The organism is Ekhidna sp. (assembly GCF_965221965.1).
Taxonomy (GTDB): Bacteria; Bacteroidota; Bacteroidia; order Cytophagales; family Cyclobacteriaceae; genus Ekhidna.
Genome location: NZ_OZ244926.1, coordinates 3,702,788 through 3,728,648 on the forward strand (window position 1 = coordinate 3,702,788; position 25,861 = coordinate 3,728,648).

Consider the following 25,861-nt stretch of genomic DNA (forward strand, 5'->3'; position numbering starts at 1 on the left):
GGTAGTATCTTTAAAATGGCCGTAAAATGCTCTTATGAAGAAAATATTTGAGTTCCTGATCATCGCTATTTTGGTTGTATCATGTAATCCCACCCTTACAACCTTCACTTTTATTTACAATGACGAAGGACCCAACAGGGAAATTGCCTTAAGAATGGAGGAACTCCTGGAAAGCTCCTTTTATAATGTTGATATAAAATTAATAGAGGGAAAAAGCACGGATGCCAATCTGGATAGCTTGGTTTCCGAGCAAGTAGATATTGCCCTGGTGGAAAATTATGTGAATTATCAGCCGGGCTTAAACTCCGCTTTTTCGGTGTACTCTGAGGTATTGCACATTTTTTATCGAGAGGGAATCGATGGGAGCTCATTTGAGTCGCTTATGGTAAGCGGCCCTGTATACATTGGAAGGGAGGAGTCGCCGACTTATAATTTGATGATGGACCTCTTTGACTTTTATGGGCTGGACCCTTCGATTCTAGAGGTGACTTTTGAAATGGATCAGGCTGACATTGTTGTTGAGCTCACCAATTTATTTACGTTGCAAAAGCTAGTTGGCTATGACGGCTTCAATCTTTTTTCATTTGATCAGGTAGAGCGTCTGGGGAGTGCTTCAACGGTGGAAGGTATTGCATTGAAGTATCCTCGGTTATCCCCATTTGTCATCCCTCAAAAAGCTTATTGGGGTTATACACAGGAACCGATAGTCACACTTTCAGTTGATTTGATCATGGTCGTGAGGTCAGGATTGCTGGAAGTCACTGTCAATGATTTCACTAAAACCATGCTCAGAAATCGTCAGGTTTTCACCACCATTGATCCTTTACTTTTTGATGGGCTAAAAGAAGATTTTAATCAAGGCATTCTTAACATTCCCCTTCATGAAGGAGCACGGACCTTTCTTGATCGGGATGAGCCAAGTTTTTTCGAACGCTATGCTGAATTAGGAGGAGTAATACTTTCGATCGTCATCGCCATTTTTAGTGGGATTGTTTCCTTGACCAAATGGCAGGCACAGAAGAAGAAGGACAAAATAGATGAGTTCTATGAGGATTTGATGAACATCAAAAACACTATTCCAAAAATCGTAGAAATTCCTTCAGCAATGACACAGGTAAAAAGAATACATGCGGCTCAGAATAAAGCGTTTGAAATGCTTATTGCAGAAAAGCTGGTGGCCAATGACAGTTTCCGAATCTACATGGAGCTTTCGAAAGAAACCATCAATGAGCTACGTGGAAAAATGCGCATGTTGAAGGCAAAAAGGGAGCGCACAACTTCTTAAAAATGAAACTTTTATCACTAATTGATGATGCTTTAGCTTTTATGCAAAATCGAACCTAAATTCGTGCACAAATTCTGAGTGAGCATTCATGGGTCTTTTTGATTTTTTCCAGAGCGACATAGCTATTGATTTAGGGACAGCCAACACGCTAATTATCAGCAAGGATAAAGTAGTTGTTGACGAGCCGTCCATTATTGCCATTGATAAAAACACAAATAAGGTGCTGGCCATAGGCAGAGATGCCATGCAGATGCACGAAAAAACTCACGAGAACATTAAAACCATTCGTCCGCTTAAGGACGGGGTAATCGCTGATTTCCATGCGGCCGAGCACATGATCCGTGGGATGATCAAAATGATGGATAAAGGCAAAAAGAGCTTTCTGCCTGCTTCTCACAGAATGATCATATGTATTCCATCAGGCATTACCGAGGTGGAAAAAAGGGCGGTTCGTGACTCGGCGGAACACGCCGGAGCAAAAGAAGTGTATATGATCCATGAACCGATCGCAGCTGCTATCGGGATTGGAATAGACATTGATCAGCCTGTAGGTAGCATGGTTGTGGATATTGGAGGGGGAACCACTGAGATTGCTGTGATTGCTTTGAGTGGAATTGTATGTGATCAGTCAATCCGTGTGGCCGGAGATTCCTTTAACAAGGATATTCTGGATTATATGCGAAGACAACACAATCTTCTGATTGGTGAACGAACTGCTGAGAAAGTAAAAATCGAAGTTGGATCCGCTCTGACAGAACTTGATGATGATGCACCGGAAGACTATGAAATTCGTGGAAGAGATCTGATGACCGGAATTCCGAAAGTAATAAAGATTTCCTATTCAGAAATTGCTTTTGCAATTGATAAGTCGGTTTCCAAGATTGAAGAGGCTGTGCTTAAAGCATTGGAGATTTCTCCACCGGAATTATCCGCTGACATCTATGACAATGGAATCTACCTGACAGGTGGAGGTGCGATGCTCAGAGGTCTGGACAAACGACTGTCTATGAAGACCAAATTGCCAATTCATATTGCAGAGGATCCATTGAGAGCGGTGGTTCGTGGAACTGGAATGGCATTGAAAAACCTGAATCAATATAAAGCGGTATTGATGACCTAAGAAGTGAATGCAAAGGCTTTTAGATTTCCTTTATCAGCAACGAGAAATAGCCGTTTTTTTGGGCCTTGAAATTCTTAGTGCTTGGCTTCTAATCAACTATAACAATCGGTACAATGCCTCTTTTCTAAATTCAAGTAATGAGGCAGCTGCATCCCTTGCTCGCACCTCGAATAATGTAAGCGATTATTTTCAGCTTACCGAAGTGAATGAACGACTGATGCTTGAGAATGAAAAGCTACAGCAGGAGCTGAGAGTACTGAGGACTGAAAAAAGCTCATTTTTAGATACGGTGAATCAATATCGGGTGATTGGTGCGAAAGTCATTAACAACACGTTCGACAGAAGCACTAATTTTGTAACTATTTCCGCCGGTAGAAAGGATAGTGTCGAGGTAGGAATGGGTGTGATTTCATCATTTGGTGTGGTGGGACAGGTTAAATCGGTAACACAGAATTTTGCTACTATTTACTCGCTGTTGCATCCAAAACTTTTAGTCTCATCCAAAGTGAAACGCACCGACACCAAATGCACTGTTCAATGGGATCAGGAGGCATATGATCGAGCTAGTCTTAAATACATTCCACGTCATATCAAACTCAAAAAAGGAGATTCGATTGTGACATCAGGCTTCAATTCCGTATTTCCTGAAAATATATTGGTAGGAGTTGTGGATGACTTAAACCTGGAAGAGCACATGACTTTTTACGAGGCAAAGGTGAAATTGGCTACCGATTTCACCAGCTTGTATCAGGTTTTTGTCATAAAGGACCTATTTAAGGAGGAAAAAGATTCATTGCAGCTACAATGACAAGAGTAAGCATCAAAGAGCAAATTTTAAACCTGATCCTGCTTTTGCTGGTTCAGTTGCCACTCGTGCATCGGATTACCTTGTTTGATAAAGCTTTCGGTTTCTTTTATGTGGGCTTTTTGCTTTTGCTTCCCAGAACCTTAAGTCGGTCTTACCTGATGTTGATAGGGTTCTTAGCAGGCTTGCTCATTGATGTATTTACCAATACACCGGGCATCCATGCATCAGCCTCTGTGGCTGTTATGTTTGGCAGAAACTTTTGGCTTCAGGTCGTCAACGATGATTCACGGGAATTGACCAATCTCAACGTAGGCACACTTAAGAAGTCAGGCTTTTTATACTTCATCTTTCCACTTGTATTCATTCATCACTTTTTGATTTTCGTAATCGAGAATGGAGGGTTCCATCTTTTTGGTATGGTCTTGAGTAAAGTTGTTTTCAGTGCTATCTTTAGTACTGCGATCATTTTCGTTATCAACTTCATCATTACGCCTACGAGGAGACGAGCATGAGAGGGCGAGGGTTAATCATACGAATGTTTATTCTCTTTACTGCAATAGTTTTTGCGGTTAGGCTCTTTTATATCCAAATTTTAGAGGAGGATTATAAAGTTGCGGCGGAGAATAATGTGGTGCAAAAAATTGTGCAGTACCCATTCAGAGGCTTGGTATATGACAGTAATGACAGTCTGGTGATTTATAATTCGCCTGTTTATGACCTGATGATCGTGCCTACAGAGGCGGAGATCAAAGACACGACTGCTTTTTGTCAGCTTCTTGAAATAGAAAGAGAAGAGTTAATTGAAAAGCTCAATGAAGCTGAGGAGTACTCATCGATTTTAGCGTCAAAATTTATTGAGCAAATTTCAGATGATCTTTTCGCCAGACTCCAGGATCAGTTAATCAACTATCCCGGTTTTTATGTTTTGCCACGAACCATTCGGTCATACAACACCAAATCCCTGGCAAATGTGGTAGGTTATGTTGGTGAAGTAAGCCGGAGTTTTTTGAATAGGGATACCACCAATTATTATCATTCTGGTGATTACATAGGAATTGGAGGGGTAGAGAAAGCCTACGAAGAGCATTTAAGAGGAAAGCGCGGAGCAACGTTCAAAGTAGTAAATGTGCAGGGGATTATCAAAGATGATTACCGTGATGGAGAATATGATACCCTTCCTCAGTCCGGTGAAAATATCCATCTAACCATAGATTTGGAACTGCAGCAGTATGCTGAAAGGCTAATGGAAGGAAAGGTGGGAAGTGTGGTTGCGATTGAACCAAAGACCGGAAGAATTTTAGCTCTTGTTTCAGCTCCTTCGTATGACCCGCAATTGTTGAGTGGAAAGAATCTCAGCAAAAATTTCCCAGATCTTAACAATAACGAAGATAAGCCGCTTTTCAATCGTCCTCTTCAAGCGATGTATCCACCAGGGTCCATGTTCAAGACGATCCAGGGGATTATAGCTATGCATGAAGGGGTGGTCAGAGCAGACGAAATTATTCGCACGGATGGATCCAACATTGGTGACCTGGCTCCACCCGGCCCTTATGATATGGTTAAAGCGATCACCAAGTCTTCCAATAATTATTTCTATTTGGTGATGCGTAGAATGGTGGAACAAGGTGTGGAGGAAAGTCAGTTCCTTGATGCCAGAATTGGTCTGGAAAAGTGGAGGGAGTATGTAAAAGAATTTGGCTTAGGTAGAAATCTTGGGGTGGATTTACCTAACGAAAAAGCCGGAAATCTGCCTAGCATAGAGTATTATGATCGAGTCTATGGACCTAAGAGGTGGAAATATTCCAACATTGCCTCTCTGAGCATTGGTCAGGGGGAGCTGCAGGTGACACCCTTGCAGATGGCCAACCTTGGCGCCATTCTGGCAAACCGGGGGTACTTTATTACCCCTCACGTAGTTGACAAGATTCAAGGCTGGCCAAACCCCAACATCCAGAAAGAAATTTTGCCATTTGACCCGGCTTTGTTTGGGCCGATTGTAAAAGGAATGGAGCAGGTAGTGATGGCAGGGTCTGGAAGAAGAGGCTATTTAGATAGCCTGAAACTTGCGGGCAAAACCAGTACGGTTCAGAATCCTCACGGTGAAGATCACTCCGGTTTCATGGGTTTTGCACCATTGGATGATCCGAAGATTTCCATAGCGGCTTATGTTGAGAATGCAGGACAAGGAGGAAGAGCGGCTGTTTCGGTAGCCAGTTTGATGGCAGAGAAATATGTGCTAGGGACCGTGTCACGTCCATGGCTTGAAGATTATGTGTTAGAAGAAAGATATTTACCTGAAAATGCGCCAAGACCCACTCTCGCAGAAAATTGATTGGATCTCGGTCCTACTCTTTGGGGCGCTTGTGCTAGCAGGCTGGTTAAATATCTATGCCGCAGAATATGATCCCGAAATGGATCAGAGCATTTTTGATTTTGGGACGAGTGCAGGAAGGCAGTTGGTTTGGATTGCAGCGTCAGCACTCATTGCGTTTGGTTTATTCTTCTTCGACTATAAGTTTTTTGACTCATTTGCCTATGTGATCTATGGGGTATTGATGGTTCTATTACTCTTAATCCTTGTAGGTGGTAAGGAGGTAGCAGGGTCTAAATCATGGGTTGGAATTGGAGGGTTTGGTCTACAGCCTTCAGAGTTTGCAAAGTTTGCAACAGCCTTTGCTCTTGCCAGGTATCTTGATCACCCAACAAGAAAGTTGGAAAACATCAATACGTTAGGAGTATCATTCGCCATCATTCTACTTCCGATGGCATTGATTGTTTTACAGGGGGATACAGGTACTGCACTGGTATTTGCCGCCTTGGTGATTCCTATGTTCAGAGAAGGAATGCCACCACAGATATTAATCCTTGCCATTTCCATTTTCGCCGTATTTATTTTGACTTTGTTGGTTAGCCAAACGGTGCTGCTGGCTGGCATTGCAATAGTCACTTTACTTGCACTGGGTTTGAATGCCCGAAATCCGAAACGACTGCTTTATATCGTTGCATCGGCTATTATTGTGACCCTCGCAGTTCGCAGTGTGGACTTTGTCCTTACCGAAGTATTAAAGCCACACCAGCAAAAGCGGGTTCTTTCATTGGTAAATCCCAATATTGATCCATTAGGTGCAGGCTGGAATGTCACACAATCAAAAATTGCAATAGGCTCTGGTGGGTTTGCCGGAAAAGGATTTTTGGAAGGGACCCAAACGAAGTTTGATTTCGTTCCGGAACAAACAACTGACTTTATTTTCTGCACCATTGGAGAAGAGCAGGGGTGGGTTGGAAGTATTTTCTTACTGGCTCTTTTCACAACCTTGCTTTTAAGGCTGGCATACTTGGCAGAACGGCAAAAATCTACTTTTTCAAGAATATTTGGCTATGCTGTAGTGAGTATCATTTTCTTCCACTTTACCGTGAATATTGCCATGACCATAGGGCTTTTCCCGGTGATTGGCATTCCATTGCCGTTCTTTAGCTATGGAGGTTCCTCGTTATGGGCATTCACCATTTTACTCTTCAGCTTTCTGAAACTGGATGCTCACCGCATGCAGGTATTGCAGCGTTGGTAAGCGGTTATCTTTTATTGCCCTTATATTTCAGCTGCTTTTGCTTTCGCTTCTGCTATTATTTTATCCGCTTTTTTATTCGCCTCTGCTTCGATAGCGTCAGCTTTATCATTGGTTTCCGCTCTTAGTTTCTTAGCGGCTTCCTCAGCTACTTTCTTTTTGATTGGATTCGAGCCGGCATCTTTAATTAGTTTATCAGCAGCTTCGTATCCCTCTTTTCTGACCTTTTCAGCGCTTGCTTTTCCTTTCTTTCTGATTTCAGCAGCTTGAGCCTGTGCTTCTGAGATAATTTTCTTTCGCTGTTCCTCTTTCTGCTGTTCTAACTCAGCTTTTGCTTTTGCCTCTGCTTCAGCTTTTTTCTTTGCAAGCTCTGCCTCAGCTTTAGCTTTTTGTTCGTCTACTTGTGATGAAATTTGTTTTTTGAAAGAGTCTGCAGCACCAGAACCACCGGACGATTCGCTGCTTCCCAAAAGTTTTACTTGCGGGTCGTCATAGGTTCCACCTATACCTAAATCCAGATCAATTTTGTCCGCGATCAATTTTTTACCTCCGGTAAATGAGCTTATTGCATTATTCAGTGCATCACCAACAGCACCAGTTGGTATGTCTTTCAATAACATGGAATAATTCAGCTTACCGTCAATGGTGTTGTTGCCTCCAACTACTGCTTTTTGACCTTTGACGTTTAGTTCGAACGGCTCAACATACATTCTCCCGTCTTTGATTTCCGTTTTGATCAAAACGTCTTTCAAAGAGATATTATCCTTGGTACCACCATCTGCAGCACCTGTTTTTAGAGCTGCTACAGAGGACAGCTTTTGCATAAATGTGCCCCCTTCCAACTTTGCCTGCGCCACATTTACCAATCCTTTTAGATTGATGGCTTCCATTATGGGCATCATGTCTTCGCCAAGTAGTCCACTCACATTAAAGTCTGTAGAGAATTTGCCAGTTACTTGCTTGGCAATAGGAACATAAGATTGTACGGTTTCAAACGTTTGAAAAGCATTTCCGATGGACAAGTCCTTGATCTTAAAGCCAAGGCTATACTTTGGCTTGTCCAGGTCTTTTGTTACATATGATCCAGTCAGCTCAAACGTACCATCCAGCATATTGAAGCTGTTTCTGTCGAGAATGATTGCACCGTCTTTTACCAAGACTTTTCCCTGAAAGTTGGTGATTGGCATATTTGAATAATCAATTTTGTCTATTGAAGAGACAAGTGTGAAATCGATGTTCTCTGGAATTTTGACTACTTCCATTTCTTCCTCGCTAACACCCTCACCTTCTCGTGGAAGACTTTCATCTTCAGCCTCTTCTTCCATGCTTTCTTCCGGCATGAGTTCATTGATATCAATTAAAGTTGAATTGAACGTCAGGTTTCCTACCAGCATTTCATCTGAGAGGGCATAACCCAGATAGTTACTAACCTTTCCTGAAAGATTGAAATCAGAGTTTCCTGATTTAGCTGAAAACTCAGACAGGGTGATGTCTGAAGGGTCGAACATCATGTTAGCTCTTGAGATGCTAAAGCCCTGGGGCAAATCGTCACTTTTGAATAGAAAGTCGCTGATCGTCAGGCTGCCTGAGGTAGGAAGCTTATCGAATCGCTCTGCTTCAACGTCTGCCATCTGACCAGCAGTCTTAAGCTGGGCGTTGATTTTTCCTAAAAGGGTCATCCCTTCTAATGGCACTACTTTGGTGATTTTTTCCAGATCTGCATTGCCTTCAAATCCAAAATCCCATTGATAATTTTCTAAATTCTTGAATTTCAGGTAGGCTTCTACAGACTCACCATCTACCAGCATTGAAAATTTGTCAATATTGAAACTGGTTTCTGCCAGGTCTGCGGATGGGTAATTAAAATTGGATTGGATGTTCAGGTTTTCAATAGGGATATTGAAATCATCATAGCTGATTCTTCCATTCTCCACGGCTAGGTTTGCAGCGATTTTTGGCATGGAGGTTTCATTAAATGTTCCTTTTACATACCCATCAAATCCAATATTACCACTTGCATTTACACCATCAAGGTACTCCTGAAACACACCCGGGATGAGTGATAAAATACTTTTAATGCTAATCTCTTTTCCTCCAAATGTTATGTCCATATCAATGTCATCACCAGGCATGCTGATATATCCATCTGCTTCAATGGCGAACTGATTAACAGCAAAGCGATTCTCCTTGAATGTGAACCTCATATCAGCCAGATTCGTATTAAGTGTTACATCGAGATCAAGACGTTTATTGGATACATATTCAGTTCCTTCAAATCCCAGGGAAGCCTTTTCTACCGTTGTTTTTGTTTTCATATCAAAAACATCTAAGGTAAAGTCACCGGAACCCTCATGATTGAGCCCGACCAGGGATGTGTAGAAGTTCATCGATTGATCGCGATAGATAAGTTTGGCATTATTGATACTCCACTTCTCAATGCCGATGCTCATCGAATTTTCACTAGTGTCATCTGTGCTTTCTGTCTCCTGTTCCTCTGCTGCAGGGAGTACTTCGCTTTCAGATTCTTTTGCTATGTCATAATTAGCCGTTCCGTCTGGCAGAACTAATACCTTAATATTTGGCTCATCAAGGGAGATTTCTTCCACAATAATCTGATCCCCTTTAATAACGGACATTAGGTCTACTGTTACCTGAAAATTCTTTACAGATGTAAGCGTATCTTTTTCGAAAGCACCCTTTCCTACCACACCAAAGTCACTCATGCTGACCGTAATATCCGGGAAGTTTTTGATTAGAGATAAACTGAATCCATCAATATCGTAGTAAACCGTTGCATCAATACTTTCTGCAATGGTGTCATCCAGGGCTTTCCTTATATCATCTTTAAAAATGATTGGAAGGACAATGATGACTATTACAAAAAGAACGACTACTGTTCCCAGGATTTTAAGAAACTTTTTCATGATTCAGCTACTTTAACACCAAATTAATGAGAATATGGGCGATCTAATAAAACGCAAAGCATTTTTAAATGAAAGGTCGAAATTACTTCGAAAGCGTAACGAAGATATCTTCCATCAGCTGAAGCCTGATCCGATCTTCGGACTTAGAAGCTACCCGGTAAGTCATCCCCGGACTTTCTGGGTCATTGATTAGGAAGAGGGTGTCATTAGAAACATACCACGATTGGGTATGAGAAAGTGTATCCACATTAAAGATGCAATCTGGGTAGCCATTTGCAGTTACTGTTAGACTATCAGAAGTAAATAAAAAACTCCCATCCATGTAGAACTCCATATCTGAAACTTCCGGATATGATTCAGGAGGTGTTTCCCATTCTGCTTTCCAGTTTCCATGCCATTCGGATGGTCGATTTGCAGCTTTCTCATCAGATGGAGAGCCACATGAAATGATAATGATAAATGGAATGATCAGAATTCTTTTCACTTCTCAAAAATACTTAACCATGAAGTCAATCATAAATTTTTTAAAAGCAGAATAAGGAGGGTAAACTGTTTTTGCCATCGTCAATCCGACTCGTTGTTTCACTACAGCTTTCTCATTGGAAAAAGCTATGAAACCTGTATGTCCGTGAGCTTTACCGATTCCACTATTATTTACGCCTCCTATCGGGAGGTTAGGATGAGCAAACTGGAGAACTACATCGTTGATGGTCATCATCCCTGAACTTGTGCTTTTCTTGATCTTTGATATGATTGATTTTTTCTTGGAAAAAATATAGAGGGCAAGTGGTTTTGGTTTTCGATTAATGAAGTCAATCACTTCATCAATTTCTGAATAGCTCATTAGGGGTAAAATCGGACCGAAAATCTCCTCTTCCATAACCCGTGAGTCTTTGGATACATTTGAGAGCAGAGTGGGAGTAAATCTCAAATTATCACGATCAGATTTCCCTCCAAACTCAATGTCAGCCCCTTTATTAATAGCATCAGCCATCAGGTCGTTGATTCTATTGTGATGATGACGACTAATGATGCCTCCATACATTTCTTTATTTCCATACAACTTTTCTGACTGGACTACTAGCTCCTCCTCTATCAGCTTTTTTTTCACATCATCATGCACGAAAAGGTAATCTGGTGCTATGCAAACCTGCCCTGCATTTTGCCATTTTCCCCAGGCTATCTTTTGCGCTGCATCTTTAATATTGGCAGAGCGATCAACAATAGTTGGGGACTTTCCACCAAGCTCCAGCGTGACAGATGTCAGGTGTTTTGAAGCTGCTTCCATGACAATTTTGCCCACCTGAGGACTGCCAGTGAAAAAGATATGATCGAAAGGTAAGGATAACAGCTCTTGCGATTCTTTAATGGCCCCAAGTACAACACCCACTTCTTCAGGTTTAAAAACGTCAGAACACATTCGCTGAATAAGCTCTGAAGTGTTTTCAGAAAATTCGGAAGGTTTAATGATGACGGAATTTCCAGCCGCAATCGCAGAAACCAGTGGGCCAACGGCCAATTGGAATGGATAATTCCATGGAGCTATGATCAGACATGCGCCCTTGGGTTCATAAAAGGTCTCAGCTTTCGTACCAAGATATGTGATGCTAGCTGATGCTGGTTTAGGCATCATCCATTGCTTAAGATTTTTTCTTGCCTTTCTGATTTCTGACAGCACGACGAATACTTCTGTCAGGTCTGTTTCTTCATGCGGTTTTTGCAGGTCTTGATATACTGCATCCTTGATTTCTTTCCGGTTATCCATGATCCAGTTTTCAAGCTTTTTTAGCTTGGTTTTGCGGTCTGAGATGCTGGAGTTTCTGAGTACTAAGGCATGTTTTTTTACTCCCTCAAAAAGATCACGAATATGCGACTGTGTAGCTGTATCCATATTCTAAAAATAAAAAAGTCAGCTCGAAAAGCTGACTTTTTAATCAATCTCTTTTTAATCACTACTGGATTTGGAATTCCACCCGTCTATTCTTCTGTCTGTTTTCCGGTGTATCATTAGCAACTTTTGGTTGAGTTTCACCGAAAGCTTTGTAAGTCAGACGATCTCTGCTGATACCATTTTTAATAAAATAATCCATAACAGCTTTGGCTCTTCTACCAGATAAATTCATGTTGTAGTTTTCGTCACCTACGCTATCTGTATGACCAGAGATGAGAATTTTTTCAATGGTTCCTCTTTCCAGATAATCAAGCACTCTATTCAGCTCTGGATAGGAGGCAGTCTTTAATTCTGCTTTATCAAAATCAAAGAAAATGTTTTTCAACTCGATAGTTTCACCCTTTTGGATTGGGAAGATTCGAATGAATTTCTCAACAGTATCAGATTTTTTCAACTCGACAAAATCCAATCGCTCTGTCTCGGAAATGTATCCTTCCGCCTCTCCCACAAGCCCGTATTGCCATCCGCCTTGTACTGTGAACTTGAATGTTCCTGTCTCATCGGTAGCAGCGTGCCCGATATCCAGGCCATCGGGGAGTCGCTCGATTAGTACAGTTGCACCCTCCACTGGGTTTTCTGTTTTTGCATCTAATACAGTTCCTGAAACGGTAGCAATGATGTCCTCTGGCACTAGGTGTTTTACTGATGCCACTAATGGAGACTCTACCTGATCTGAGAAAAGATCTTGAACCTTAAAGCTGAAAATATCTGTGTCCTCGCCCTTTTCTCCTCGTGTAAAGTACAAGTTTTGACCAGTGGCCGGAATACTGAAGTATTCATCGTTCCCTTCCTTGTTGATTCCGGGCCCAAGATTTTCAGGCTCAGACCATCTTTTCCAGGTATCATCCAGTTTGAATGAAACATAAATGTCAGCGCCACCATATCCAGTGTATCCATCGGAGGAAAAATATAGTGTTCTGCCATCTTCAGCCATGAACGGAGATTCGTCTTCACCAATGGAATTAATGTCATTGCCCAGATTCATCGGCTCGGTCCATGTTCCGTCATTTTTCTTAAATGTGACATAAAGATCTCTTCCACCATATGTATCATCTCTTTCGGCGGACATAATCATAGCCTTACCACCTGGAGCCAAAAAGAAGTCTGCATTTGGCGAGTAATTATATTCATTCTCAATCTCAATGGACTCGGGATCTGTAAATGAGTCACCTTGTTTTTTTGACATGGAAACCCCTGTATACATCCTTCCCTTCTTGCCGTAGCGATTTCCTAGAATCAATATCTCTTCATCACCCACCTTGCTGATTGAGCTAATAAAGTTGGGACCCTGAGTATTTAATGGTGGGCCGATATTTCTTGCAGGTAGCCACTCTCCGGTTTCTTCGTCGAGTTCGGAAACCCAAATATCTTCAGCATCATTCTCTCCTCCCACATTATCAGGATGGAACTGTCTACTGAAGTACAATTTTTTTCCGTCTGGAGAAATGATTGGGCTGTGTTCTACATAATCACTATTGACATTGGGGCTTAATTTCTGTGCGTCTACAGAGCTATTTACGCCTTTAGCCAGGTTTAGCAATACATTAATTGGAATGTTTGAAGCAGAGACTCCAATTGCATCGATCGCATTGTATCCTTCAGAAACACTACAGTCCAAAACCACTCTAATCGCCTGAACTGCATAGGGCGTTTCTTCAAAGAAAAGATTTAAAAGTCGTGATTCTATTGGCAGTTCACGTGGTGTAAGCTCAAAGAGCAAGTATTCGTTGTACTCACTATCATAGCCATAAACAGCCTTTACTGCACCCGGATTTTCAGATTCAGCGATCGCTATTTGCTTGGCTTTAATTGGAGTTCTGAAAGCGACCATAACAAACTCCTCTTTGTTAGTGTTCTTGGGTCTCCAGGCATTTGGATTTTCTCCCCCATTCGGAAGTACGTTGGGTCTATGCAATGTTTGAATTGCAGAATATTCGTAAGGAGAGTATTCCGAAGAAACATCAATTACTTCTGTTCCCCATGCAACCGTCTCCTGTGCTTTTAGTGTGTTTATTGCCAATAGGGCAAGGATGATTAGGTAGATTCTTTTCATTTTGTCTGGAAATTTAACGACGAATAACTCTTACTTCTACTCTCCTGTTGAGGGCTTTTGCCTCATCAGTTCGATCCTGTGTTACTGGCTGAGAACCACCAAATGCCTTGGTGAAAATCCTGCTCTTTTTCACATCCTGATCTATAAGGTATTCCTGGACAGCTAAAACACGAGCTTCGGAAAGACGCATATTGGCATCAGGATTTCCGGCAAAGTCAGTATGTCCTTCAAGCTGAATGACAACAGTAGGATTTTCATTCATCCAGGTGGCAAGTTCATTTAACTCCTGATAGGAGCTAGGTGAGATTTGATCGCTACCACGGGCGAAAATGAGGTTTTCAAGCTTTCTTAGCTCAAGAATATCTTCTTCTATGTACAGGTTCTTATTAGTATTACCTGTGACTTTAATTTCCTCAGTATATTTATTAAATCCTGGTTTTTTTACTGTGAAATTGTATGTTTCGCCTTGGATAAGCTGAATTTCGAATGAGCCATCTGTTTTTGTTGAGGCCATTCCCATATCGTCATAATATGGAAGTTTTTCATAAAGTATGTTGCCAACCACAGGCGTAGAGTCTTGTGCTTTAAGCATTTTACCATAGACCATGACCAACGTGTCTGAAGAGACCTGGGCGAGGGTGGTGGCGACTAAAGCGAGCGAAAAAATGGCAACTAAATAAATTTTTCGCATTGAATTATTGGATGATTTAGGCCAAAATAACTCAAATAAATGCAAAAACTAAAGAATAGTTGTTCGTTTCCGCAAACGTATGTAGGCTAATTGCGGATTCTATGGATTTGGATCATCCTCTGAATCTGATGGAATTTTGGCAAGAAGTGTTTCTTGATGCTGATATTCGATCTTATCAAGAATGTTTTTGACTGAATCACTATACACCTTGAATTCTGCCAATTGCGTATCTTCAATGCCACTCGAGGATGGGATATCCACTTTTAATGCATCAACCTGACGGCCATTTTTCCAAAACCTGAAACAAACGTGTGGACCATTAGCAAGCCCAGTACTTCCAACATACCCAATTGTTTGGCCTTGTTTTACAGTGGTACCTGGTCTTATACCTCTAGCTATCTTGGACATATGTAAATACTGAGTAGTGTAATTACTATTATGTTTGATTTTTACATAATTGCCATTACCGCCGTGATACCTTGCTTCCAGTACAACACCATCACCCACTGTTCGGATAGGTGTTCCTGTAGGGGCTGCATAGTCTGTTCCGAGATGTGCTTTATATCTTTTTTGAACGGGGTGAAATCTTCGAAGAGAATATCGTGAACTGATACGACTGAAATACTCCAAAGGACTTTTAAGCAAAGTTTTTCTCAAACTTTTTCCTTCTTCGTCAAAGAAATCGAGCTTTTCTTCAGTCTGAAATGGGATAGCATAATATGGCTTTCCCCAATGTTCAAAATACGCCCCTTTGATGCTTTTGATCCCGACAATTTCACCGTCTACCGTTTCTTCCTCAAAAATCAGCTTGAACTTATCTCCCTCGGCAATCCGAAAGAAATCTACTTGCCATGCAAATACGTCCACCATTTTACCAACTAATAAGGGAGATGCCCCCTGATCCAATATAGCTTCATAAAGAGATGAATTTATTTCAGCCGCAAGCATCCGCTCTTTAACCTTAACAGGCTTTTGTTGAACGTCAACAAAAATCGAGTCAGCGAGGTTATATACCACATATTCTGTGGGAGATGGCTCAAAAATGAACTGTCTTGCGGTTTTTAAGGAATCCCGGTCATGGATAATGGAATAGTTGGAGCCGGCCTTTAGTTTTCTTACGTCATAGACCTCTTTAGATCTTTGCGATAATATGTGCAGATCCTTATAAGAGATATTAAAAGCGGTAAGTATCTCGGAGAGGTTTTGATTCCATTTCACTTTTCCCTCAACGATCTCAAATGAATCGATAGGATATCCGTAGTGAAGGGTAGGGAGTTGAAAAAAAGATGAGTCGACCTCTATCTCAGAGATAAATTCTTCTTGCTCAACCAATGGGGCTTTTAAATATACAGCCGAAATTAGTGCGATGGTCAGCCCGGTGATTACGAGCCAGATTCTCGTTTTTTTCATGCTATTAGCTTGGTAACGCTACAAAACTGTGTTATTTCGGTGGTTTTCCAATGCTTTATCTAAAAAATCCACAAAACCAGAGACACTTAGGTTGTACGCCCTGGGTGCGATTAGCAGTTCTTCCTCTTCATTTAGGATGACATAAAATGGCTGGGCATTATTATTGAATTGCGTGATTTGAAAATCGGCGTTCTGCTGTCCGATGGTCCTCTTGGATTTCCCATCATAGGAAGAATTATACCACTCATTTTCAGGAAGCTTTGTACGATCATCCACATAAAGCGCAACTAGTACGAAATCCTGGCTCAATCGCCTTAAAACTTCAGGATCAGACCATACGCGCTGTTCCATTTCCCGGCAATTAACACAGCCATGACCGGTAAAATCAATGAAAATCGGCTTTCCTTGTTCTCTGGCACAAGCGACAGCCTGATCATAGTCAAAATACCCTTCTAGCCCATGTGGCCAATGCAGAATGTTATCAAATTTTGGTTCTTCACAAGTTGTCCCACCTGCATCCTCTTGAAGGAGATTAAAATTATGGGTGGCCATAGGTGGTAGAAAGCCCGATAGGGATTTCAGAGGGGCGCCCCAAAGTCCAGGAATTAATGAGATGGTGAAAGAAAAGGTGACGACTGCCAATATTAATCGGGAGACAGATATTTTATCGGAATCCGTATCACTTTTCAGTTTGAGTTTACCAATTAGATACAATCCTAATAATCCGAAGATTGCAATCCATAGCGCAATGAAAACTTCGCGATCAAGAATACCCCAGTGATATGCCAGGTCTGCAACGCTCAAAAACTTTAGTGCGAGTGCCAGCTCTAAAAAACCCAATACTACTTTGACTGAATTAAGCCATCCGCCAGATTCGGGGATGGATTTTAGCCATGTGGGGAAAATGGCGAACCCGGTAAAAGGAATAGCAAAGGCCAAAGAAAATCCGAACATGGCCATTGTTCCTTCCAGAATACTCCCACCACTTAAAGTATTGATCAGCGCAGTACCAACAATTGGGAAGGTACAGGAAAAGCTGACCAGCACCAGTGTGATAGCCATAAAGAAAATTCCGATTAGCCCACCCCGATCTGCCTGCCGGTCTATTTTTGTTACTAGTGAAGAGGGCAGTGTAATTTCAAAAAGCCCGAAGAATGATAGGGCAAAAAGGATGAAAACAGAAAAGATGATCAGGTTGAATAGCCAATGGGTGCTGAGTTCATTGAGAGCCGTGAATCCCCAAATGAGTGAAATCAGAAAACCAAGTAAACTAAAGAAAACAATAATCGATAGTCCATATATCAATGCTTTTCCAATCCCTTCCTTTTTCGATTTGCTCTGTTTCAGGAAAATAGAAACCGTGATTGGGATCATGGGGTAGACACATGGCGTGAGCAGTGCTACCAGTCCAGCCAGAAAGGCCGTTATCAGAATCGACCAAAGACTTCCTTCTTCTGACTCAGTCTTTTTTTTTAAGCCGTCTGCCTCAGGTTTGGTTTTGCTTCCAAAAGAAAATTCATCTTCAAACGGAATACACTTTCCGTCAATATCTGAGCACACCTGATAGAAATAGGTGCCGGAAATTTTAAAATCCTCTTTTAGAATTTTCACCTTCTGGATAAAGAGGCCTTCTTTTTTGAAGTATGTGTACTCTCCTTCCCACAGGGAGTCGTACTTTTTCTTTGGATCCACCGGATCAATTTCGCCCAATAATTCGTAGGAATCGTTTTCTTCGAAGGTGAACTCAGTAACCAGTGGGCCCAAATCAGGGTCAAAGTCTGAGGAGTAGAGGTACCAATCTTTTTCAATTTTTGCTTTAAAACGCACCTCAATCTCATCCCCCACTCTTGGGGATTTACTAGAGAGGGTTGTTTCCCATTCGATGGGCTTCAGCACCTGACTGAAGCTTGCGAATATTAGAAAGAAAAAAGCTGTAAAAAGGACTGGTTTCTTCATCAATTATGATTTTGACATATCCGTGAAAAACTGATAGAAATGGGAAATCGTTTCAATTCCACGGTAATAATTGAACAGGCCATAGCTCTCGTTTGGAGAGTGAATGGCATCCTCGTTTAGGCCGAATCCCATTAAAATAGAATCAAGGCCCAATTCCTCTTTGAACAAAGCTACGATTGGGATACTACCTCCCTCGCGTGTTGGGATTGGATCTTTCCTCCAGGTTTTAGCCATCGCTTTCACTGCTGCTTTATAGCCTATGGAGTCGGTTGGTGTTACAGCAGGCTCCCCCCCATGGTGAGGAGTGACTTTCACTTTTACTGATTTTGGAGCAATGCTTTTAAAGTGATCGGCAAACAACTTGGTGATTTCATCGCTGGTCTGATCAGGAACCAAGCGCATGGAGATTTTAGCATGTGCCTTTGAGGGCAATACAGTTTTAGCTCCTTCGCCAATGTATCCCCCCCAAATACCATTGACATCAAGCGTTGGTCTGATGCCTGTTCGTTCAATGGTTGAATATCCTTCCTCACCTTGAACCTCTTCTATATCAAGATCCTTTTTGAATTTCTCCAAATTGAATGGAGCCTCAGCCATTTTGGCTCGGTATTCATCTGAAAGTTCCTGCACCTTGTCATAAAACCCGGGAATAGTGATCCGACCCTTCTCATCCTGGAGTGAAGCGATCATTTTACAAAGTGTATTTATCGGGTTTGCAACAGCTCCTCCGTACACTCCCGAGTGAAGGTCTCGATTTGGTCCGGTTACTTCAACTTCTAAATAGCTAAGACCTTTCAGGCCAACATTGATGGAAGGGGTCTCATTACTGATCATAGCCGTGTCAGAAATCAAGATCACATCGGCAGCTAGCTTTTCTCGATTTTCCTTTACGAATACTTCTAGGTTTTCCGATCCAACTTCTTCCTCGCCTTCAATCATGAACTTCACATTACATGGCAGACTGTCCGTTTTGATTAATGCTTCGTAGGCTTTCACATGCATGTACATCTGTCCTTTATCATCGGCAGATCCACGTGCATAAATTTTTTCATTTTTGATGACGGGCTCGAAAGGTGGGGAGTCCCAAAGCTCGTAAGGGTCTGCTGGCTGAACATCGTAATGGCCATAAACCAATACTGTTGGCAGGTTAGGGTCTTTGATATGCTCAGCATAGACTATTGGATATCCGGCTGTTTCACAGATCTCTACATGTGTGTCCAGTTCCTCAAATTTGACTTTAAGGTATTCGGCTGCCATTCTTACGTCACCGGAAAATTTGGAATCCGCACTGACGGAAGGGATTCGGAGTAGGTCTAAAAGTTCGTTGAGAAATTGTTCTTTGTGTTCTTCTATGTATGAAACAGCACTCATGTTGATTCTTATTTTTTGGCAAACTTAATTCAGGATGAGTAGCTCTGCACAAAATCACGGATTTATGGCTTAATCAAATCCGAAACCATCGTCATCATCTTCTTCGATAGTATCAAATTTCTCATCTTCTACTTTGATTTCATCCGGTGAAACCAAATTATATGGCTCATCAATCCCGAAGTATTTCTTTCTAAAATCGTTAATAAATCCGAGCGTTTCATTGGTATCACCTACTGCAATGATCAATTCACCTGGCTTAGAGCTGTCTACATTGGACTTGGATTTTACCAGCTCATTAAACTCAGCATTGGAAGAATATAGAATCAGCTGATTGAAGGTATATCCAATGTAATACCAGATGCCCGGGGCAGCCTGAATAAACAGATTTACCACCTCAGCACCGGAATCATCTTTTTTGATTTCAAGGAATCCATCGAGCTTGGCGTTCAGGTCGTTCTGGTAGATGTTGGAAATAGCCAGCTTTGTGGTGTTGTACCATGCTTTTTGTTCGGCATCCCATTTCATTTTCACTCCAGAGATCAAAAGTTGTCGTTCCAGGTCTTTCGAAACAGAGGCTAGTGCGGTGTAGTCTTTTAGGCTGGACTGTTCATATTCTTTTGCGGTAGCGTCATTGGTAAAGTTTGCCAGCTTATATAGGAGCTCCAAAGAAATATCATTTGCTAGTGGAGGACCGATGCGTTCGATTATCTCAATGAGGTCTGCAGCCATTATATCAAATGCTCCGTTAGGTGCTGGAAATTCCATCGCAAACATGGCATCTGCTGTATATTCGTTGGTTTTTTTATTGCCAACTCCAAGTACAGACGACTCAACTTTTATTTGCGCATTTAGTGGGCTAATAAAGTTGGCCTTTCCTTCGAAAATAAATGACTTAAGGGTGTCCGTGTAAAGCATGGAATGTCCCTGATAAGAGGATCCATCTGTTTTTGCAGGATTTTCAATTTTGTAAGTATCTATCGAATCAACATAAGAAAGGGTTCCACTAGCAGTGAAAAAATCAAAGTCGGTCGCATTTTCTTTTGGCTCCACAAATGTGGAATAAAGCTCGTCTCTGATACTCATATGAATGCCTGCATATGCTTTTTCCCCACTCTCCAGCAAGGCATTGTCGAAAGGAAGCTGTACGTCGCGTTCTCCTTCGGTTCGTTTAAACTGTACCCAATAGTCATAGCCGGGATCAGCAAGATCTAGTTTGATTAGGCCATCCAAATCCAGGGCGGGTTTGGATGCATACATGGTTACGGATCCTTTGTAGTAAAACCCGGGCGAAATGATCAGGTTCTGATTTTCCAACACTTCACCTCCGGATACAGTCATTAACCGCGTTTCATAGTTGCCTCTTCGGTCCGGCTCGCCAACAGGAACTTCTTGCAATTCAAAGCTGTCAAATCGGATATCGAAGGTGTCAGTGCCAATAATTTGTTGATAGAAGGCATTTCCTTCAAATTTATTTCTTGACCAAATGCGGATGGAAGCCCGATCCAGAAAGTGATAGCCATTAAGCGTGTCAATTATGATTTGAGCGTTTTCAAACCTTTGAAGCACTGAGTTTGCGAGAATGGTGGTTTCGTTTCCTTCGGGGATAATTTTCGAGTCTGCAACAATGATATATGGGATGCCCTGCACATTTAATTCCTGAGAATTAATGTCATAGATCGCTTTTTCAGCATTGAAAGCCAGCGAGTCGAGATCGTCTCGTGTAGTGAAAAAATAGGAATCTTCAATGGGGATATTGTCCGGTTTGGTCATCGTTACCACAGAGTCTTCAAGATCCCAAACAGCCTCTGTGATAGAGGTTTTCATTTGTGCATAAGGGAAGGATATGGCGGCAACCCCCACCCGTTCGGGCCTGATTGTTGCTGTATTCTGTGTCAGGTCAAAGTCTAGCCTAATGTCATCTCCCGCCATAGCCGGTTTCTCAGGGTCGTCTGTTAGTACTTCAAACTGTGCGTGACGTGCTCCATATTCAAGTTCCTTGAATGTCAGTTCGTCTGATTCCGACTTAGAACCTCTTGTAATCAAGGTTCCACCGCCATAAACTCCTTTAGTGGTGATATTGGCATGGCCCTCAAGTTCAGCAGTTGAGTTATAAAATTTGAATGGTTCGTCTACCGTATTCAAATACATGCTGTCCTTTCTTGGAAGCCAATACATGTCATACTTTCCAAGCACTGCTTCCGGGTAGCTGGCTCCTTTGTATGTGCCAGGAGAAATCACTCCACCGGAACCATCACTTGTCACCGAATCAGGGTAATAGATGAAATCATCAGAATAGATGGTGGTGGTGAGAAAATCAATTTGTCCATATCCCCGCATTCCTTTGTTGCTCAATCGAATTTCTTCATAGGTCTTAGCTTCTGTTCCATATAAATTGTAACCTTCTGCAGGGATTTTGTGAGTAAATCCAAGCGATCGATCCTTTTGGATACGAAGGGTTTCAGGAAATGTGGGAAAGATGCCACCGGAGTTGAAGGTACCTTCAAAGCTGATACTTTCTCCGTCTTCACGCTCGATACTATCCACCTCAAATGGAGGAATAACGAATTTCACTGATTTATCATAAGCACCATTCAGGACCTCTTTTCCATCAAAATATACCACTGCTTCGCTATCAGAGTTGAAGTAGGGATATCGCCTGTTTTCTTTTACTCCTGATTTATTATCGCTGCTGTTGATATGCAGCGTGCCTGATGTTTCAGTCAGTTCATTTTGAAGTGTTACCTGCTCAAAACCACCATCGATATTCGTGGTATCTTTAAGGGGGACAGTTAGTCGCATTGAATCAATTTGCGGCATATTGATAATGAACTCATCATAATCAAATGCATGACCAGTTCCTTTATATTGGAAGTCCCCGGCATGCACCATACCATTAAACTCCAGGTTTCGTCCTTTCAAAAGTGTCACCGTGCTATCTATTGGTTCAGCATATATTTTGAAATCTGTGGTGAGATAAAACCTGCTCACGCCCCTCACTTTTAATTGTCCACTATCAAGAACAATATGTGCATTAGAACCATTCTTGATTTTTGATGGTACCATGAGATTATCAAAATCTACCTTCTGAGCTGATGCGTCGTAGTACTTAAATGCTTTAGGATAAAGCTTGATTTTACCCGATGTTGCATTGTAATCTGCAAAACCGTATTGAGAAAGGACTTTTCCGGCAGCTTTTGCAAAATTTTCATTGATCTCAAACTCAATGGCCAATTCGCCGGCATAGAATTCATCCACGTTGTATTTGCGGGAATAATAAACCGCCGCATTGATAGGGTGAAAGTCCAGAAACCGCCCCAGCTTTTTGTACCTGATAATATCAAAGAAATCGTCTGACTCAAATGTGGCTGGTAGCAAATCCTTACCGTTCATTAATTCCATTGCTATCGAATCCTCCTCCATGTTCCAGGTAATCAGGTCGACATTCATGGTCACATCAAAGTAGGAAGATTTGTATGGGGTGAGCGTAGAATTTCGGAGCACCATGAGTTTCTTGGTTAAAACATCATATTTTGCTCGAACGGATTTATGATAAATCGAATCACTTCCATGAAGGATGGTGATGGATCCACTATTCATGGATACCAGGGAATCTCCAAGTACAAACTCCTTTGATTTAAGAACAACCGAGTTGCCTTTACCGTCAATGATCTTTAATGTGCCGGATTCACGAGAAACTGCCTTTCCAAACAATTGATTTCCTCTCAGCTCAATACCTCCTGTGTAGCTTAACTTTTCATCCGGCAGTTTTACGGTTTGATTTGCGTTGTTAGATGTGAAAATGGGAAACTTTGAAAGTGATCGCTTTGGTCTTCCTACACTTCTGAATTCAAAAACACCTTCTACCTCTCCACCGGTTAGTTCACTAAACTGTAGAGTCGCATTGGGAGTCCAAAACTCAGGACGGTCTTTTTTGATGTGAAACTCCTTGAGCTGAACAACGGTTCCCCGGAACTTGGTATTTTGTGCCGGCCAGTCCAGCGATCCCTGGCTTGCTGTGAAGGTTCGATTTTGTAGTAAAAATGATCCATTTACACTTTTGATCCGAAGTGAATCAAACGGGGTAGCCATAACCAGCCGGGCATTGGTAATTTCAATGACAGGCCCTTCAGGTTCCGGGTGAACATATTGATATCGTTTGAGTGTGAGATAATTTGTGGTGGGTGGCGTGTAACTTGGTCTTACTGCTTTTGGGGCTTCTACCACCTCCGGCTCACTACCCCAGGAGTCATTACTTCCCCAACTATCGTCTGAGTTACCCCAGGAGTCGTTTGAGCTCCCCCAGGAATCTCCGCTATCACCCCAGGAATCGTTTGAATCCCCCCAGCTATCATCGTTCCCCCAGGAATCATTATTACCCCAACTATCATTGTTGTCTCCCCATGAGTCATTTCCCCAGGAATCGTCTGCAGGTTCCTCTTCAATGACTGGCATATTTTCCTCTGTAATCAGCTCAACAGTATCCTCTTCAATGCCTTCCTCTTGGATGGGGTCAGGTGCCACATAATCCCCCAGCAGTTTGAATTCATAGCTTCCCTCCAGTGCTTGCACGGAAAGGTTTTTATCCAGACTCAGATATCTCCTTGCGAAGTAGATATTAAGTCCGTGGAGGAACTCTTTATATTGAGATTTTGAGAGTGTTTGAACTACTTTCTCATTGATTTCGAGTACTTTATCTAGCTTGTCTCTTTGCAGGTTTTCCTGAGCTACTGAATAAGCCAGATAGGTAAAATAATGGTAGAAGTAAGGATAAAATTTGTATCCTTTCTTCTGCATAGTCAAAGCTATTTTGTGCGCTTTGTCCTGCTGCGAATCGGTAAACTTTCCATCCCAGGCATTTTGAAAGTCAAAGGCGATCTTATTGGAAGATTCAGTTCCAATGGATTTCAGCTTGGCAATAGCCTGATTTCGAAATTCCGTTTTGTCTTCGGAATATCGTTGTGCCTGTGCCGCAGAGACGACAAGCAGAATGGCCAAAACTGAAAGTAAAAGCGAGCGCATCAAGCGTTAAAGATATTTATAAGTCCCCACTGTACCGTAAATAAACGACGGTTTTAGACGGAGCGTTTCTCCAGGGCTAGCATCGCCCACCGATCTCTGACAGAAGAATGTGTTTTTTGAAGTCCATAATCATTGGCTTTCCTCAATAAATCATCTATATCATCTTCATAAAACCCACTTAGAATTAGCTGTCCACGCTCATTCAATCTATCGGCATATGCACCAATTTGATCAAGCAGCACATTTTTGTTGATGTTAGCGATGACAATATCAAAATTAGCTTCCTTGACTTCATCGATTTCCCCTTTGATTAACGTCACGTCTTTCACGCTATTCAACGTAAAATTCTCTTCACTATTTTCAATGCACCAGTCGTCAATGTCGGTAGCCACTAATTCTTTTGCTCCTCGTTTAGCAGCCATGATGGCAAGAATGCCTGTCCCGGTTCCAACATCCAGCACTTTTTTCCCTTGGTGGCCCAACTCCATCTGGTAGTCTAATACCTGGTAGGTAGTGGCGTGATGCCCTGTGCCAAACGACATTTTTGGTGTGACAATGATTTCATACTGAAATTCAGGTCTTGATTCATGAAAGGAGGCACGAACGATACACTTATCACCAACTATAATCGGATCATAATTTTTTTCCCATTCTTCATTCCAGTTAATCTTTTCCTGCTCCTGAACAGTAAATGATACATTTGGAAATTCATTGAAAAGGACAGCAACTTTTTCTTCATCAAATTGGGACTGTTCACAGCTGCCTTCAAAACCGTCATCAAATTCCTGAAAGGAATCAAAACCAGCCTCAAACAGCTCAGCAATGAGCACATCGATGAGAGCTGGGTCACAGGTCACTTTGATGGTGATAAACTCCATCAATCAAACGCTTTTACGATATTGGTAAAGTCACGAGACTTTAAGCTAGCTCCTCCAATAAGGCCTCCATCCACATCAGGCTGAGAGAAAATCTCTTTGGCATTTTCCGGTTTCACACTTCCACCATAAAGAATTGAAATAGAATCAGCCACGTCCTGAGAATACTTATCAGCTATTTGCTTTCTTATAAACGCATGCATTTCCTGAGCTTGCTCAGCGGTCGCGGTTTTACCCGTACCAATCGCCCAGACAGGCTCATATGCAATGACCACCTTTTTGATTTGATCCTTAGTTAGTCCAAACAATGCTTTTTCTACTTGGGTTTTTACCAGATCTTCATGCTTTCCCGCCTCTCTGACCTCTAACTTTTCTCCACAGCAGAAAATGGGTGTCAGGTTGTTGTCCAGCGCAAAACTCACTTTGTCTGCAAGGAGCTCATCTGTTTCGTGGAAATATTCGCGGCGCTCACTATGACCAAGGATAACGTATGTTGCTCCAGCTGAAATGAGCATTTCTGCAGAAACTTCTCCGGTGAATGCGCCACTTTGATGTTGGTGACAATTCTGAGCACCAAGAAAGATATTATTACTTGATCCTATAAGGCTATGGATACCGGTCAGATGAATAAATGGAGGTATCAGGATTACATCTGCATCATTGTTCACTTCATCTTCCACCATGTGGATCACTTCAGAAGCTAGTTTTTTCCCTTCAGGCAGGGTACAATTCATTTTCCAGTTTCCTGCTACAATTTTTTTTCTCATGCCCAGTGTATGTTTTTAGATTGCAATGATACTAACCGAGCGGCATTTGCATTTAAAAAGATTCA

General features: G+C 41.9%; 17 protein-coding genes. 6 read left to right on the top strand and 11 right to left on the bottom strand.

Annotated features, from left to right (window positions below; all coding sequences use genetic code 11):
* The first annotated feature begins 34 nt into the window (after nucleotides 1–34).
* The 6 genes from ACOQON_RS17290 (at nucleotide 35) to rodA (ending at nucleotide 6,782) form a co-directional block, all read left to right on the top strand.
* Nucleotides 35–1,285, top strand: a complete 1,251-nt coding sequence (locus ACOQON_RS17290; RefSeq protein ID WP_420576679.1) for a TAXI family TRAP transporter solute-binding subunit — start codon at nucleotides 35–37, stop codon at nucleotides 1,283–1,285.
* Between the two features lie 88 nt (nucleotides 1,286–1,373).
* Complete coding sequence (locus tag ACOQON_RS17295; RefSeq protein ID WP_420576680.1) at nucleotides 1,374–2,405, top strand: rod shape-determining protein; 1,032 nt, start codon at nucleotides 1,374–1,376, stop codon at nucleotides 2,403–2,405.
* Nucleotides 2,406–2,412: 7 nt separating this feature from the next.
* On the top strand, nucleotides 2,413–3,213 hold the full coding sequence (mreC, locus tag ACOQON_RS17300; protein WP_420576681.1) for a rod shape-determining protein MreC: 801 nt from the start codon (nucleotides 2,413–2,415) through the stop codon (nucleotides 3,211–3,213).
* Nucleotides 3,210–3,725, top strand: a complete 516-nt coding sequence (locus ACOQON_RS17305) for a hypothetical protein (protein ID WP_420576682.1) — start codon at nucleotides 3,210–3,212, stop codon at nucleotides 3,723–3,725. Before mreC ends, ACOQON_RS17305 begins: the two co-directional genes overlap by 4 nt.
* Nucleotides 3,726–3,748: 23 nt before the next feature.
* On the top strand, nucleotides 3,749–5,545 hold the full coding sequence (locus ACOQON_RS17310) for a penicillin-binding transpeptidase domain-containing protein (protein WP_420576683.1): 1,797 nt from the start codon (nucleotides 3,749–3,751) through the stop codon (nucleotides 5,543–5,545).
* Entirely contained in the window at nucleotides 5,514–6,782 is a 1,269-nt protein-coding gene (gene rodA, locus ACOQON_RS17315) for a rod shape-determining protein RodA (protein ID WP_420576684.1), read from the top strand. The genes ACOQON_RS17310 and rodA overlap by 32 nt, the downstream gene beginning before the upstream one ends.
* Nucleotides 6,783–6,802: 20 nt before the next feature.
* On the opposite strand, the gene ACOQON_RS17320 is transcribed toward rodA, so the two are convergent.
* From ACOQON_RS17320 to tpiA, 11 genes are all read right to left on the bottom strand, one after another.
* Entirely contained in the window at nucleotides 6,803–9,703 is a 2,901-nt protein-coding gene (locus ACOQON_RS17320) for an AsmA-like C-terminal region-containing protein (protein WP_420576685.1), read from the bottom strand.
* An 82-nt stretch (nucleotides 9,704–9,785) separates the two neighbouring features.
* Nucleotides 9,786–10,187 carry a hypothetical protein gene (locus tag ACOQON_RS17325; RefSeq protein ID WP_420576686.1) on the bottom strand — a complete coding sequence of 134 codons (402 nt, stop codon included), beginning with the start codon at nucleotides 10,185–10,187 and terminating at the stop codon, nucleotides 9,786–9,788.
* A gap of 3 nt (nucleotides 10,188–10,190) precedes the next feature.
* On the bottom strand, nucleotides 10,191–11,594 hold the full coding sequence (locus ACOQON_RS17330; RefSeq protein ID WP_420576687.1) for an aldehyde dehydrogenase family protein: 1,404 nt from the start codon (nucleotides 11,592–11,594) through the stop codon (nucleotides 10,191–10,193).
* Between the two features lie 61 nt (nucleotides 11,595–11,655).
* Nucleotides 11,656–13,707 (bottom strand): OmpA family protein, encoded by a 2,052-nt coding sequence (locus tag ACOQON_RS17335; protein WP_420576688.1) that lies wholly within the window; start codon nucleotides 13,705–13,707, stop codon nucleotides 11,656–11,658.
* Nucleotides 13,708–13,720: 13 nt separating this feature from the next.
* On the bottom strand, nucleotides 13,721–14,398 hold the full coding sequence (locus ACOQON_RS17340; RefSeq protein ID WP_420576689.1) for an OmpA family protein: 678 nt from the start codon (nucleotides 14,396–14,398) through the stop codon (nucleotides 13,721–13,723).
* Between the two features lie 99 nt (nucleotides 14,399–14,497).
* A complete protein-coding gene (locus tag ACOQON_RS17345; protein ID WP_420576690.1) occupies nucleotides 14,498–15,808 on the bottom strand; it encodes a peptidoglycan DD-metalloendopeptidase family protein in 1,311 nt (436 codons plus the stop codon).
* 18 nt (nucleotides 15,809–15,826) lie between these two features.
* A complete protein-coding gene (locus tag ACOQON_RS17350; RefSeq protein ID WP_420576691.1) occupies nucleotides 15,827–17,764 on the bottom strand; it encodes a thioredoxin family protein in 1,938 nt (645 codons plus the stop codon).
* Nucleotides 17,765–17,767: 3 nt separating this feature from the next.
* A complete protein-coding gene (locus ACOQON_RS17355; protein ID WP_420576692.1) occupies nucleotides 17,768–19,135 on the bottom strand; it encodes a dipeptidase in 1,368 nt (455 codons plus the stop codon).
* Nucleotides 19,136–19,204: 69 nt separating this feature from the next.
* Nucleotides 19,205–24,154, bottom strand: a complete 4,950-nt coding sequence (locus tag ACOQON_RS17360; protein WP_420576693.1) for a hypothetical protein — start codon at nucleotides 24,152–24,154, stop codon at nucleotides 19,205–19,207.
* A 53-nt stretch (nucleotides 24,155–24,207) separates the two neighbouring features.
* On the bottom strand, nucleotides 24,208–25,032 hold the full coding sequence (gene prmA, locus ACOQON_RS17365) for a 50S ribosomal protein L11 methyltransferase (protein ID WP_420576694.1): 825 nt from the start codon (nucleotides 25,030–25,032) through the stop codon (nucleotides 24,208–24,210).
* Nucleotides 25,032–25,796: a triose-phosphate isomerase gene (tpiA, locus tag ACOQON_RS17370; protein ID WP_420576695.1), complete on the bottom strand. Its 765-nt coding sequence runs from the start codon at nucleotides 25,794–25,796 to the stop codon at nucleotides 25,032–25,034. The genes prmA and tpiA overlap by 1 nt, the downstream gene beginning before the upstream one ends.
* Nucleotides 25,797–25,861 lie beyond the last annotated feature (65 nt).

Excerpts from the sequence above, each read along its gene's own strand:
- tpiA (WP_420576695.1), bottom strand. The coding sequence starts at position 25,796 with ATGAGAAAAAAAATTGTAGCAGGAAACTGGAAAATGAATTGTACCCTG.
- prmA (WP_420576694.1), bottom strand. The coding sequence starts at position 25,032 with ATGGAGTTTATCACCATCAAAGTGACCTGTGACCCAGCTCTCATCGAT.
- ACOQON_RS17335 (WP_420576688.1), bottom strand. The coding sequence starts at position 13,707 with ATGAAAAGAATCTACCTAATCATCCTTGCCCTATTGGCAATAAACACA.
- ACOQON_RS17340 (WP_420576689.1), bottom strand. The coding sequence starts at position 14,398 with ATGCGAAAAATTTATTTAGTTGCCATTTTTTCGCTCGCTTTAGTCGCC.
- ACOQON_RS17310 (WP_420576683.1), top strand. The coding sequence starts at position 3,749 with ATGTTTATTCTCTTTACTGCAATAGTTTTTGCGGTTAGGCTCTTTTAT.
- ACOQON_RS17290 (WP_420576679.1), top strand. The coding sequence starts at position 35 with ATGAAGAAAATATTTGAGTTCCTGATCATCGCTATTTTGGTTGTATCA.
- ACOQON_RS17350 (WP_420576691.1), bottom strand. The coding sequence starts at position 17,764 with ATGAAGAAACCAGTCCTTTTTACAGCTTTTTTCTTTCTAATATTCGCA.
- ACOQON_RS17295 (WP_420576680.1), top strand. The coding sequence starts at position 1,374 with ATGGGTCTTTTTGATTTTTTCCAGAGCGACATAGCTATTGATTTAGGG.
- ACOQON_RS17320 (WP_420576685.1), bottom strand. The coding sequence starts at position 9,703 with ATGAAAAAGTTTCTTAAAATCCTGGGAACAGTAGTCGTTCTTTTTGTA.
- rodA (WP_420576684.1), top strand. The coding sequence starts at position 5,514 with ATGCGCCAAGACCCACTCTCGCAGAAAATTGATTGGATCTCGGTCCTA.
- mreC (WP_420576681.1), top strand. The coding sequence starts at position 2,413 with ATGCAAAGGCTTTTAGATTTCCTTTATCAGCAACGAGAAATAGCCGTT.
- ACOQON_RS17305 (WP_420576682.1), top strand. The coding sequence starts at position 3,210 with ATGACAAGAGTAAGCATCAAAGAGCAAATTTTAAACCTGATCCTGCTT.
- ACOQON_RS17360 (WP_420576693.1), bottom strand. The coding sequence starts at position 24,154 with ATGCGCTCGCTTTTACTTTCAGTTTTGGCCATTCTGCTTGTCGTCTCT.
- ACOQON_RS17330 (WP_420576687.1), bottom strand. The coding sequence starts at position 11,594 with ATGGATACAGCTACACAGTCGCATATTCGTGATCTTTTTGAGGGAGTA.
- ACOQON_RS17355 (WP_420576692.1), bottom strand. The coding sequence starts at position 19,135 with ATGAGTGCTGTTTCATACATAGAAGAACACAAAGAACAATTTCTCAAC.
- ACOQON_RS17345 (WP_420576690.1), bottom strand. The coding sequence starts at position 15,808 with ATGAAAAAAACGAGAATCTGGCTCGTAATCACCGGGCTGACCATCGCA.